Source organism: Marixanthomonas spongiae (assembly GCF_003095375.1).
GTDB lineage: Bacteria > Bacteroidota > Bacteroidia > Flavobacteriales > Flavobacteriaceae > Marixanthomonas > Marixanthomonas spongiae.
Genome location: NZ_QEHR01000003.1, coordinates 1 through 12810 on the forward strand (window position 1 = coordinate 1; position 12810 = coordinate 12810).

Sequence of the window (12810 nt, forward strand, 5' to 3'; positions counted from 1 at the left end):
CAGTGAAAACGGTGCCATCACTAAACAGTTGATTAAAGAATAACCTGTTTTTATACCTTAGTTTATCAGTTATATTCAAAATGCCCGGGGGACAACCTCCGGGCTTTTATTTGTACTAGTTGGTAACCATACCACCAACAAATATTGATTTCTTACCCTGTCTATGTGAAAAAAGACAAGTTCATGTAGCAGCGCACTGCCCAACAATTTTATGATTATTTTAAAGGCACCGTACGTACAAAACCGTACATTTAAAAAAACAAACGTTATGAAAGGTCTCACAATCACCATACTTGCAACGGCAATGTGTCTTTTTACGATTGGCTGCAACACTTCGAACAAAGAAAAACCTTCCCCAAAAGCAAAAACAACCAGCCAACTCAACAAGAAGAAACCAAAAGGTTTACAAAAAGGGTGTTATGTATATAATGACAACAGATCCACTATTTCATTGCACGTAATAGAAAAGGAAGATACCATTACAGGCACGTTGTTGATTGCTTTGGCTGAAAAAGATAAAAACACAGGCACCTTTTCAGGACATATAAAAGACAGTGTATTATTAGCCGATTATTTTTTTGAATCGGAAGGGGTGGAAAGTGTTCGCGAAGTGGCTTTTAAAATTAAGAACGACACCTTAGTACAAGGCTATGGCCCTATGGAACTGAAAGACTCCATACAGGTTTTTAAAAATCCAAGTTCGCTTACTTTTGATGCGGAGTTTCCGTTGGTAAAAAAGGCATGTGTGGATTAAGGTTTATTTGCAGTTACTTTTGGCGGCTTCACCACAAACGGTGTAAACCAATCCCAGGTCACACCAATTGAAAACCGTGGAAAACTATCGACAAACCGGTAGTTATAATCATCAAAGCCAAACGTGAAATCGGCAAAGAAACCTAAATCGGTGTCCCAAGGATACAGTATGCCGTACGTTTTAGAACGGTATGGCTCAGTTGAGGGATGGGAGCCAAAATGCAAGAACACCTCCTGCCCTACTGTATAGCGCATGTTTTTATAATAATCGGTAAACTCATAGACCAGCTCCAGCTGGTGCCGGCCGTAAATAGCAATATCTTTTGGGTTGTACCCTCCAAAATCAAAAAGCCCCATAAAATTGTTGTGGTACAGTTGATAGGTGAGCGTGTACGAATGTATTCGCTGTGGATTGTTATCGGCATCAAAACGGTTTATCCTATAGTTGAATGACAAGCGGGACAAGTTGGTGGAAAAGTTGCCGTTCGTTCGGTTTAGAATAGCCGAAAGGTCGGTAGTATCGGTGATGGTGTCGTACACGGCCTGTCCTTCTTCCGATTCATCTTCAAATTCAGTACTGAACGCTGCGCCCGTTTGGCCATTACTGTAATGCCCTGTCTCAATGGCCATGGTAAGGAAGTTATTGTTGTTGGTTCTTAATATGGTCTGCCAGCCCAATAGAGCTTTATACGATGGGGTTTTAACGGGTTTGGAGTTTTCTTGGTACATCCGCAATTGCGGTTGCAAACTCAGGTAAAAAGCATCGCCTCGTACAATGCTGTCCCTGGTGAGTGATTTTCGGATGTCGTTATACACTCCGTAATATACCACGGGTTTGGCATCGAAAAGGATTTGTTCATACTCATTATTACCAAAGCCTGCTGATAAATAAGGCCGTTGGGCAATGGGGTAATAATCCTTAAACGCTGAATAATCCACTTCGTCTTTTGTTTGACTCATAGCACTAACGGTTAAGAACAAAAAGAAGGTTGCAACAACAAATTTCATATTAAATCTATACGGTTTATGAATAGGAAAGAATTTAGAATGGATAGCCAATGGCAAAGTTAAACACCGGTTCGTCAACTTTAAAATCGAAACGTTCTCCTTCTTTAAGTGCAGGATCGTGAAATGGCGCTGCTAGATCGAACCGTAGCACAAACCCTTGTATGTCAATACGCAACCCTATGCCTGCACCCATTCCCAGTTCATTGATAAAATTGGACGTGAATTTGCCTTGGCCACCCAAGGCTTCATTGGCTTTGGAGGTCCAGATGTTTCCTGCATCGGCAAACACGGCTCCTTTTAAAAAAGAAACCAAGGGGAATCGGTATTCGATATTGGCCTCTAAGCGAATGTTTCCGGTCTGGTCATAATACGAATCGGGATTGTCGCTCCCGTCGTAGGTTCCTGGTCCCAACGAACGTATTTGGAACGCCCGCACGCTATACGGCCCACCCGAAAAATACTGCTTAATGTACGGCAACACTTCCGAGTTTCCATAGGCATATCCATATCCCGCAAACAACCGGGTGGCGATGGTCTGCTCTTTTCCGAAGTTATAATGATACCTCCCATCAATATCGGCTTTGGCGTATTGGGCATACTCCAAGCCCAGAAAGGTTTTGGAAGCCGTTTCATCGTTCTCTTTTCCAAATAAACTAATGGAATTCCCGGCGACATCCAATGTGGCGTTCAAGTAAAACTGGTGGGTGTCCTGCGTGTCCACCATCCCGTTGTAGGTAAAGGAATAGGTGAGTCCAGAAATGAATTCCTGATCGAAACTGCGCTTTAAAAACGGGTTGTCTTTTAAAATAGCATCAAACTCCTTAGTAGTATTGGAGAGCTTGGTATAATTAATGGATATTGGGTTAATATCGTGCGTAACATACCGATTGGCATTCCACGAATAGCCAAAAAGCGCCGTACCGGAAAGCAAGGTGTACAGTTTGCTTCGGCTTAAATAATTAACGCCAATACTGGTTTTGGTTTTGGGAATGGAATATTCAAAAAAATCGTTGTTTATTTTTATAGGGAAAATCACCCGCGGAAAAATAAGTTCGGTTTTTAAGCCTAGGTCGATACTGCTACGCCCCGTGTTTCCGGTGCTGCCCCCGGCCTGAAACTCGTAACCACCATTTGCCGTAATGTTTAGCGTTTCGCCACCTTTAAATAAATTGCGATTGCTGAAAGTAAGCGCCAAATGCGGCCCGGCAAAGTTGTTCGATTTGGTAACGCCTTGCAATTCGGCTCGAATGGCGCGTTTGTTAAGTGGTGACAAGAAAATATTGGTTTCTAATATACCCAAGGAGTCGGTGGCCGATGAATCTTTTACTTTATACTGAATGTTGACAAATTTGTACGCCCCAATGGTGGAAAGCCTCCTCGCGGTATTCTTGGAGGTTTTGGGGTCGTAATAATTGCCTTCTTCCAGGGTTACAAATGGGTCTAAGTATTTTGGCTTAAAGAATGTTCCTTTTTGAATGTAATTTTTATCCTTATACCGCACTGTGTCCATTTCCGAAGAATCGACCTCCACATCTTTGTGGGGATAAATGTTCACTTCTGAAATTTTATACGGAATAATGGCCTTAGTGGGCACTTCTTTTTTCAGTCTTAAATACAGATCGAACTTTTTATTGTCGTACTGGTTGGTATCGGCTTCAAAAATAAGAAAGCCCGGGTTGAAATTATAATAGCCTTTTTGCTTTAAATCGCTGTCTATGCGTTCGCGCTCGAGTTTCATGTTCGAAAGGTCAAAGCGCATGCCCGGTTGCAGCTTGGTCTCTCCTACACTGGTTTGCAAATCGGTGTACAACGGCTGTGGCACGCTGTCCAATTGGTACGATGCCATAGTGTAAGGTTTGGGTACGGTAACGGTATAATCGATGGATGCCTCTTTGTTTTTTTCATCCACATTAAACTTTGAACTTGCCGAACTGTAAAAAAACCCACGGTTTTCCAAACGGTTGAGCAATATTTCCTCTACTTGATAGGGTTCTACGTCGCTTTGGTAAACCGGCTCCTCGCCTATTTGTTTGTACAGCCATTTGTTTAAAAAACCGGGCGTGGAATCCTGTACCTTATAATAATAGTATAGCCCGGGATACATGCCCAAAAACTTTTTGTTTGGTGTAGGCCGCAAGGTTTTTTCCAAGACTGTTTTTAATTGTCCGCGGTTTTTAATGGTGGAATCGGCCTTGATTTCCACTGTGCCACCGGTGTATAGTCTTTCTTCTTCCGGAATGAACTTTTTAACGCTACACGCTTGAGCCAAGATCCATACACAGGCGATTAAAATAAGTTTTTTATGTGTTGTAAATACCTTCACTTATTAGTTGTTGTTTGTTGTTTCTTTTGTCGTTTTCTTCTGCTGGTTTGCCTTTTTATCTTTCTCAGTCTTGTTCTTTTGCTTCGCTTCCTGCTCTTCTTCTTTTCCCGATTGCGAATGGAACATGGCATCCCAAAGATCTTTAAACTCGTTGAACTCTTGGGTGAAAATAAGGGCGATTCCCGTTACAATGGTCTGTCCATCAATAACGTTTTCAAATTCATTTCTTCGGAAACCTTTTAAGCGGTACCGACCATTTTCGGTTAAAATATATTCTAAACTCACATTCCCTATAAGCGGTGTAGGCTCTCCAGAGGAACTGCTGCCCTGCAAATCCACTTCACTACCTACACTTACAATTAGCCGGTCGTTAAACAGTTTTTTCTTAGCGGCGATATCCAATTGGGTGCGCTCCTGTGGGGTGTCGCCTTGATAATCGGTGTAGCTGTCCAGACCAAAGTCAAGTTCCACGCCGGTATCACCCAACAGCTTATCTGAAAAAACATTCAATTGGTCAGAGAGCGCATCGTTAATGTTATCACGTGCAATGGTAGCCGCTCCTCCCCTGCTTCCGTCACTGCCGGGTTCAGGGTAAAAACGGTTGAGCACCAATAAAGAAAATACTTGTTTGTTCAGTTCGTTTTCCTGTTGATTTAATTGCTGGATACGGCCATAGACCTGTCCGCCAATGGAGCCTTGTTCATCTTCGGGCATATCCAAGTTAAATGAAATTTTAGGCTGCATCAACTCGCCATCAACATTCAAATACACATAAAACGGCAATACCTGCCTGTACTTCCCTTTTACCGATGGGTCTGCGCCTGAAGTTTGCGCGGCCATTAATGGCGAGGCCGAAGCTTCCACATCATAAATGGCGCGCACGTCGAGTTTGGCGTCAAAAGGGTCACCAGACCACGAAATACGGCTGCTTGGCGCTAATTCGAACCGTCGATTTACCAATTTGTATAAATTCATTTCATAATGGCCGTCGGCAACTTCATATACGCCGCTTAAATTCATGCGACCATTGGGGTTCATGGAGAAATTAAATTCCCCTTCACCCGACACCTGAAAATTATCACCTGTTTCTTCATCAATAATGATTTTGAACTGTGCTTCTTTCCCCACGTTTAATACTGCCGAAATGTCAAAACCGGTAACCGTGGCCGTTTGTTCTTCGGTTCGGGTTAAAATGGCATCGGGGTTCTCCCGGTTTACAAAGATGACCACTCCGTCGCGCTCTTCAATGTTCACGGCGGCAGATGGCAATATATAGGTAACATTGGTATCGTCGTTTACCGTAAGCGAGCCTTTTAAAACAGGAACCTGCAAATCGCCGGTAAGGGTGGCATCGGCACTAAAAGTCGCTTTTCCGTATAAAAAGTCGTTGTCTTCCTCGGTGGCGTTCAACACTTGAAAATTATCGGCAGTCAACTGTAGATCAAACGTTGGGTTTACCAAGTTTTCAGTTCCTATGTTGCCCGACACGGCAAAGGTGTTCCCATTTTCATCGGCAACGGTAAAGTTGTTCATGGAAAGGCCTTTGTTATCCACGGTAAGCTTTTCGTCTGCCAAAGTAAATGCGGCGTTGAATTTGGCCACTTTAAAATCGGCATTGTTAAAATTGAGCGTTCCATTGTAAATGGGGTTGTTCAACGTACCTTCAATGTTGAATTTTCCCGTAAACGAACCATCGGCTTGGGTGATTTCCCCCTGCGAGAACCCTTCCAAGGCTTTCATTTTAAACTCGTTGATGTCGATATCCAAATTCAGTTTGGGGGTTTCGGCCGTCGCCAAATATCCACCGGTAACATCCATATCAATAGCGCCTTCTTTTAAGGCAGCGTTAAAATCGTAGCGATTTCCGCCAGTAGCATCGGCATCAACGCTCAAGGTGCCTAAATCCACATCCATTAAACTGAATTGTTGAATGTCCACATCGGCCAAAAGCCCTGTGCTTCCAAAAACATCTTCCAATACCACTTGCCCGTTGAGCACGCCTGTGGCGAGCGTTTCTTCTGGATTCAGGTAATTGAGGAACTCGCTTAATTTGAAATTTTCAAAAGTAACGCCAATATGGTCCTTTTCGTTGGGCAGTTTGTCGGTAAATTCCAAAGATTGGTCTTTCCTGCTGAAACGGAAGTCATTGAATTCGATTTTATTTTCCGATATTATAATTTCATTGTCTTTTGGGGTGTTCCAAGGGTTTTTCTGTACGATCAACGAGTCTGGGTTTACGTGAAACCGAAGTTTATCACTGGTACCCGTGATTTCAGATTTTACCTGAATCAATTTATCGTCTTTGTGATAGGATAAAAAGTCCAACAACAGCTTATCGCCTTGCTTTTCGCCTTTTATTTCGGTTCTGTCAATGGCCAAGGGCCCGGCATTGATGGCCTGGAAGCCCGCGCGGTACTTAAAGGTTTCTTTTCCGGTTTCCACCGCCACCACAAGGCTGTCCAGCTCGTTGCCGCCATAGTTGATGTGCGGGGCCGTTACATTGGCGGTGAGCTTGCGTTCTTTTTCTTTGAAATTAAGCGCCAGGGAAATGGTGTCCATATCCTTTACGTTGACAAGAAACACCTCGTTTAAAACGGGCGACTGCCGTATGGTACCGTTTACGAATAAATTCACCGGATTTTTTAAGGTATCGACATTGACCGGTTTTTTTGAAAAATAACTGGCAATGTGCTTTTGAACGGCCGTACTAAAGCGTTGCGGATCGGTATTCGACTCCAGTGTGAGATTGAGCATCTTGTTATCCACCCATACCGAAGTGGTGTCCTTGCTTACGTGTGCCGTGGCCAGAAAGTCGCCCAACAGGTAGCTTTTGTTGTCATAGACCACCACGCCATCGCCAATGGTAGAAATCACGTCAAAACCATCTTCATCGCTAAAAAATTCTGCATTAAACTGCATACCAGCCCGCACGTAACGGTCCATTAGCCCCAAGGCTTGCAGGTCGGCACCTATTAAGTTGAGGTCCAAGCTGGCTTCGGGCGCTACGGAATCCAGTTTTACCGTGCCGTTCAAATCCAAGTTCAGGTTTTTATCTTTGTATTTTGAAGTTATATCAACTTTTCCATTCTTCACGTTCCCGGAAATTTTAAGGTCCCGAATGTTGTAATCGTTCATCTGGAAGCTGTCCACCACCACTTCGGCCGTAGCATCCAGGGTGTTGATGGTTGCCCCTCTTCCTTCTGCTGTTGCCGTTAGCGAAAGGTTTCCAAATTGTTCGTCCTGCAACAATGCGCCAATATTGTATTCCTGTATGTTGAAATCGGCGTTGAACGCTATTTCATCTGTATTTTTAAAGTTTCCTTCAATAATCGCGATCCCTTGTGAGGTAGTTAGTTTTGCTTCTGCGGAAATATCCTCTGGCGTACCACTTGCTGTTCCCGTTAAGGATACGTTTTTAGGTAATTGTACGCCCAGTTCTTCTTCTGAAACAAACTGAACCACATCGCTTTTTACCGTTTCAGCCGTGAATGATGGCACATTAAAAGAAAGCTCATCGGGTTCCGTTGCATTATAAATCGTTGCTGTGGCTGAAACATAGGTGGTTTTCCCCCAATTGACTCTTGCTGACGGGACTTGCAACGCACGCAACACCCCGTTGGCTTGTATGTTCCCGGAAATAGGGCGTTTGCTGGCGGTTTTAAGGTATTCGTTGTTTTTTAAATCGGGTTGAAACTGAAAGACATCTTCTAAGTTCACTTTAAAAGAAGGAAAGTTGACCGCGGCTTTGGTGGTTTCGGGTGTTTCGAGAAAGGAATCCAAACTAGCATAATTCAGCTTGGCATTTCCAGAAAGGCTGCTGTTGTTGGCGGCAACCGAAAGATTGGACACGTTCAAATCAGTATCGGTAACGGTAAGGTTAAGTTGGGCTTTGTGCAATGCATTGCCCGAAGCTTCCTGAAACGAAAGCTTCTCTAAATCCAATCCGGCTGTTTTGTTTTTCAATGAAATATCTGAAGCTTGAAGCCTTAAATTTGATATTGAAATCGCGTTGGGATTAAAGTTACCACGAATGGGTTTTGCGCCATCCACCGAATAGCTGATGTTGTTTTCAGAAAAATCAATATTGTCAACAGCCACGGTAACCTCTGGCCATAGGGATGCATTTTTGGGGGCCACGTTTTCTTCTATTGCTGACGTATCTTTAGCAACTGTCTTGGTCTCAATCGCAATGATCGATTTTTTTAGTTCTACATCACCAATTTCAAAATCTTGGTTTTTTAGGTCAATCTTGGGTATTTCGGCATAAAAATCTATCAAGTCCACATCTGCTTTAAGTCCTTGCCCCATATCTTGATAGTTGGCAAACACGTTTTCGATGATCAAATCGTCTATCGCCAAAAAGGGCAACGGGACATCCTCGGCAGGTTGTGTGGGAGGCACCGGACTTTGAATATATTTTATCCTACTGTTTTTTATAACCGCATCTGAAGCCCTGAAATCCATAGTTTCCAGGTCGGTGTTGTCCATTTCAAGTTCCAATTCCCCGATAACAAATCGACTATCGATACCCAAAACGGCATCGTTGTAAACAATATCAAAATCTTCAAAGTTTAAATCCCCAATAATAATGTCCATAGGTGCCGAGGTGGTGTCGGTTGCAACGGCTGTGGTGTCTTCTGCAGCAAAGGCATCGATCAAAAACTGAAAGTTATATCCCGCAACCGAGTCTTTTCTAATGATATTGGCACGCAACCCTTCCCAATCGACCGATTCTACACCGACACCCTTTCCGCGTATCATGGGCAAAAGCGGGACGTCTGCTTCCAACGACTTGGAATAGACCAGGGTATCGCCTTTTTTGTCTTCGAGATATAATCCTTTTAGCATCACATCGCCATCAAAGGTGACAAACAACTTGTCTATTTCAACCTTGGTATTGGTTTTATTCTGAACATAGGAAACAACCTTGTCAACGATTATGCCCTGCCCCCAAGGGCTTCGGATAAACAGCACCAACAGGATAAGGAATATCAAGATGCCCAGCATAACCCGTGCGAAGCGCCGGAGGATGCGGTATTTCTTCCTGCTTTTCTTTTTGTTGGGTTTTTTATCGTTGGTCTGTTCGTTGGTATCTTTCAATTTTATGTAACGTGCTTTTAACTTAAGAAATCACGTACAAAATATGGCTTTCCGCAAAACTATTTAGTTATAGAAATGATAAGTTTTTGAGAATTCTTTCAGAAGAGAAACATTATTGAGCGGTTTTGGGATAATACTTCTTCCGAAGCCAAAAAGAAACCCGAACCAATAAAATTAATGCGGGTACTTCAACCAAAGGCCCAATAACCCCGGCAAAAGCTTGCCCAGAATTGAGACCGAATACCGCAATGGCGACTGCAATGGCGAGTTCAAAGTTGTTTCCGGCCGCTGTAAAAGATATGGCTGCATTTTTATCATAGTCTGCCCCCATTGCTTTACTGAAGAAAAAGCCGATACCGAACATTACAGCAAAGTAAATCAATAATGGAATGGCGATAATTACCACGTCCATGGGTATTTCAACGATCAATTCCCCTTTAAGGGAAAACATGATTACAATCGTGAACAATAAGGCAATCAAGGTCAAAGGTGAAATAGCCGGAATAAATGTTTGGGTGTACCACGTTTCGTCTTTCAGTTTTACCAAAATAAGCCGACTTAAAATCCCCATTAAAAACGGAATCCCGAGATAAATAGCGACGCTTTCTGCTATGGTTTCGATTGAAATATCGACAATAGCTCCTTCAAAACCAAATAATGGCGGTAGTTTGGTGATAAACAGCCAAGCGTAAAAACTATAGGCAAATACTTGAAAAATACTGTTCAATGCTACCAAGCCAGCGCCGTATTCACTACTTCCTTCGGCAAGGTCGTTCCATACCAACACCATCGCAATGCAACGTGCCAGCCCAATAAGGATAAGCCCTACCATATATTCCGGATACTCCTGTAAAAAAGTTATCGCCAGAACGAACATCAATATTGGGCCGATCACCCAATTAAGAATCAAGGAAATGGAAAGGATTTTTACGTTTTTAAACACCTTTGGGAGCAAAGCGTAATTTACTTTTGCCAGTGGCGGATACATCATGATAATCAATCCGATGGCAATGGGGATATTCGTGCTACCGGAACTAAAAGAATCTACCACTTCGGGAAACGAAGGATAAAAATACCCAATCCCTACGCCTATTGCCATGGCTATGAAAATCCAAAGCGTTAGGTAATTGTTTAAAAAGCTTAGTTTTTTTTTCTGCATAGTATTTTTAGTGCCCTGAGCAGAGCCTGAGGGTACGGGCTATAAATCTTTGAATATTAAATATATGGTTTTTGTAAACACCAAACATTAACAACAACCCGAATTGGGTCTACAAGTAGCTGCTGGTTCTGCTTGTAATTCGGAAAGGTTTTTCTTTTGTTTCTGTTCTGGTACGCCACAGTTTTCTTTTGCCAAACAATCGGTTTGTTTTGTTGTTAATGTAAAGTGGCTTCCGTTAAAACCCAATCCGTACTTTCCGATTGTAGTTCCTTGATATTCCACTTCAATTTCAAGGGAATCATCTATTTGAAGGGTTTTCTGGGACAACTCGATAATATGCACCAGTTTTTCAGGATGTAAACGATGGTCATAATCGTCTGCTTCCCATAACTGAAAGTTGACAACTTCTTCGTTCCTGACCGTGCCGCCACAATCAATAAAATGTTTCGTTACTTTTCCTACTTCGGTAACGTGAAAATGGTTTGGCACTAAAGATCCATTCGGCAATTGAAATGCGATGGTTTCAGAATTTTTTAAAATGTTTTTTATTTCAGAAAGTTTCATAGATAAAAATTTTATTCATTAGTTATTGTCTGAGTGAGCTTTTCGACCTTATTTAAAATAAACTAAAGTCGAAACCTATACCGAGTAATCCAAAAGTTCTCGACTGCGCTCGAACAGACAAGAAAAAAATATTTCACATAATCTATAGAATACGGTTATCTGCAAACCTCTACAGATTCTTTAGCAACAAGTATCATCAGCTACATCTGTATCTTGGTTTAAAAATGATGACAATACGGTTTTCATTTCTTCCCACACGGTCGGGTTGATGCAATAACACACGCTGGTGCCTTCTACCGTTCCTTGTATAAGCCCAAGATTTTTTAATTCCTTTAAATGCTGCGAAATGGTTGCTTGCGCCAATCCTATTTCATCTACCAGACTTCCGCAAACACAGCTTTTGGTTTTAAACAAATACTGTAAAATGGCAACGCGGGCCGGATGCGAAAAGGCTTTTGCAAATTGTGCCAGTTGGTTTTGTTCAACCGTGAATATTTCAGATTTGGTAATTCCCATGACATTGATTGTTATATTGCAATATTACGATGAATCAAGTTATCTCACAACTTATTTCTAATAAAAATCACTTCTTACCATACATCAATGTACAGACTAAAACCCCTACTTATCTTTGTTACAAATAATTAGGTTATGAACTATCAAATAATAAACAACGAGAAAGAGAAGCGTTTTGAGGTTCACATAGAAGGCTTAGTGGCTTTTGTGGATTACAAACTTTTTAAAGACAAAATTGCCTATATCCATACCGAAGTCCCGACAGCACTTTCAGGAAAAGGCGTTGGTTCTTTTATCGCAAAAGGCGTACTGGATTACGCTGCTGAGCATGAGCTGAAGGTGAAGCCGTATTGTCCGTTTATTAAAGCCTATATAGATCGACACCCTGAATATCAAGAAAATTCATTATTTCACAATAAACAAGAATAGTTATGAGTACAAAAAATATAGAATTAGTAGCAGAACCCAGAGCACCACATTTTGTAGGTGACGGTTTTCGAGTGCACAACTTTATCCCCAGCGGATTTAGATTGGACATGGAACGTATGAGTCCGTTTATTATGTTGGATTACAATTCAAAGTTTTACTTCCCTCCCACTGATACCCCAAGAGGTGTCGGCGTGCATCCGCACCGTGGTTTTGAAACCGTGACCATTGCTTATAAAGGAAAAGTCGCGCACCATGACAGCAGCGGTGGCGGCGGCGTAATTGGTGAAGGCGGCGTACAATGGATGACGGCAGCTTCAGGGGTATTGCATAAAGAATATCACGAAGAAGAATTCAGTAAAGCCGGTGGAGACTTTCAAATGGTGCAATTGTGGGTGAATTTACCTGCAAAGGATAAAATGTCGCAACCCAAATACCAAGCGCTTTCTGCTGAAGATATCAACATTCATGAATTGCCAGAGAATTCGGGAACCGTGGAGGTTATTGCTGGAAGGTATAAAGACACCAAAGGATCTGCGTCAACGTTCACCCCAGTACATATGATGAATGCAAAGCTGAACAAAGGCGGAACCGCCGACTTTAGTTTTCCTGAAAACTACAATACATGTCTATTGGTGATTGAAGGTTCTATAACTGTAAATGGCACCGAGCAAGTGCCAACCGACAATTTTGTTTTGTTTGAAAATGAAGGGGAAACGTTTACGGTTGAAGCTACGGAAAATGCGGTGGTTTTAGTGTTAAGCGGCGAGCCCATCAATGAACCCATTGCTGCCCAAGGTCCGTTTGTAATGAACACCAGAGAGGAATTGATGCAAGCAATCAATGATTTTAATATGGGTAAATTCGGGTATTTAGAAGATTAAAAAGAAATTAGTCGAGTCCGACTAAGACTTAAGATCGCTACGCTGATAGACATAAGATGTAAGACTTTACTTTTTAA

The 12810-nt window shown here is 42.2% G+C and carries 9 protein-coding genes; 3 read left to right on the forward strand and 6 right to left on the reverse strand.

The window, feature by feature from the left end; translation table 11 throughout:
• Positions 1–268: 268 nt before the first annotated feature.
• A complete protein-coding gene (locus DDV96_RS04675) occupies positions 269–754 on the forward strand; it encodes a hypothetical protein (RefSeq protein WP_133240814.1) in 486 nt (161 codons plus the stop codon).
• On the opposite strand, the gene DDV96_RS04680 is transcribed toward DDV96_RS04675, so the two are convergent.
• The 6 genes from DDV96_RS04680 to DDV96_RS04705 form a co-directional block, all read right to left on the reverse strand.
• Complete coding sequence (locus DDV96_RS04680; RefSeq protein WP_116693920.1) at positions 751–1713, reverse strand: hypothetical protein; 963 nt, start codon at positions 1711–1713, stop codon at positions 751–753. The genes DDV96_RS04675 and DDV96_RS04680 overlap by 4 nt on opposite strands.
• Before the next feature lie 82 nt (positions 1714–1795).
• Positions 1796–4084, reverse strand: coding sequence for a translocation and assembly module lipoprotein TamL (gene tamL / locus DDV96_RS04685; RefSeq protein WP_240607677.1), 2289 nt, complete (start codon positions 4082–4084; stop codon positions 1796–1798).
• A 3-nt stretch (positions 4085–4087) separates the two neighbouring features.
• The gene (locus tag DDV96_RS04690; RefSeq protein ID WP_116693922.1) at positions 4088–9091 is read right to left on the reverse strand and encodes a translocation/assembly module TamB domain-containing protein; all 5004 of its coding nucleotides are present in this window, start codon (positions 9089–9091) and stop codon (positions 4088–4090) included.
• A gap of 205 nt (positions 9092–9296) precedes the next feature.
• Complete coding sequence (arsB, locus tag DDV96_RS04695) at positions 9297–10343, reverse strand: ACR3 family arsenite efflux transporter (RefSeq protein WP_116693601.1); 1047 nt, start codon at positions 10341–10343, stop codon at positions 9297–9299.
• Between the two features lie 87 nt (positions 10344–10430).
• Positions 10431–10907 carry a DUF6428 family protein gene (locus DDV96_RS04700; protein WP_116693602.1) on the reverse strand — a complete coding sequence of 159 codons (477 nt, stop codon included), beginning with the start codon at positions 10905–10907 and terminating at the stop codon, positions 10431–10433.
• Between the two features lie 180 nt (positions 10908–11087).
• The gene (locus DDV96_RS04705; RefSeq protein ID WP_116693603.1) at positions 11088–11423 is read right to left on the reverse strand and encodes an ArsR/SmtB family transcription factor; all 336 of its coding nucleotides are present in this window, start codon (positions 11421–11423) and stop codon (positions 11088–11090) included.
• A 135-nt stretch (positions 11424–11558) separates the two neighbouring features.
• On the opposite strand from DDV96_RS04705, the gene DDV96_RS04710 reads away from it, so the two are divergent.
• Both DDV96_RS04710 and DDV96_RS04715 read left to right on the forward strand, forming a co-directional pair.
• A complete protein-coding gene (locus DDV96_RS04710; protein ID WP_116693604.1) occupies positions 11559–11852 on the forward strand; it encodes a GNAT family N-acetyltransferase in 294 nt (97 codons plus the stop codon).
• A gap of 2 nt (positions 11853–11854) precedes the next feature.
• The gene (locus DDV96_RS04715) at positions 11855–12733 is read left to right on the forward strand and encodes a pirin family protein (protein ID WP_116693605.1); all 879 of its coding nucleotides are present in this window, start codon (positions 11855–11857) and stop codon (positions 12731–12733) included.
• Positions 12734–12810: the final 77 nt, after the last annotated feature.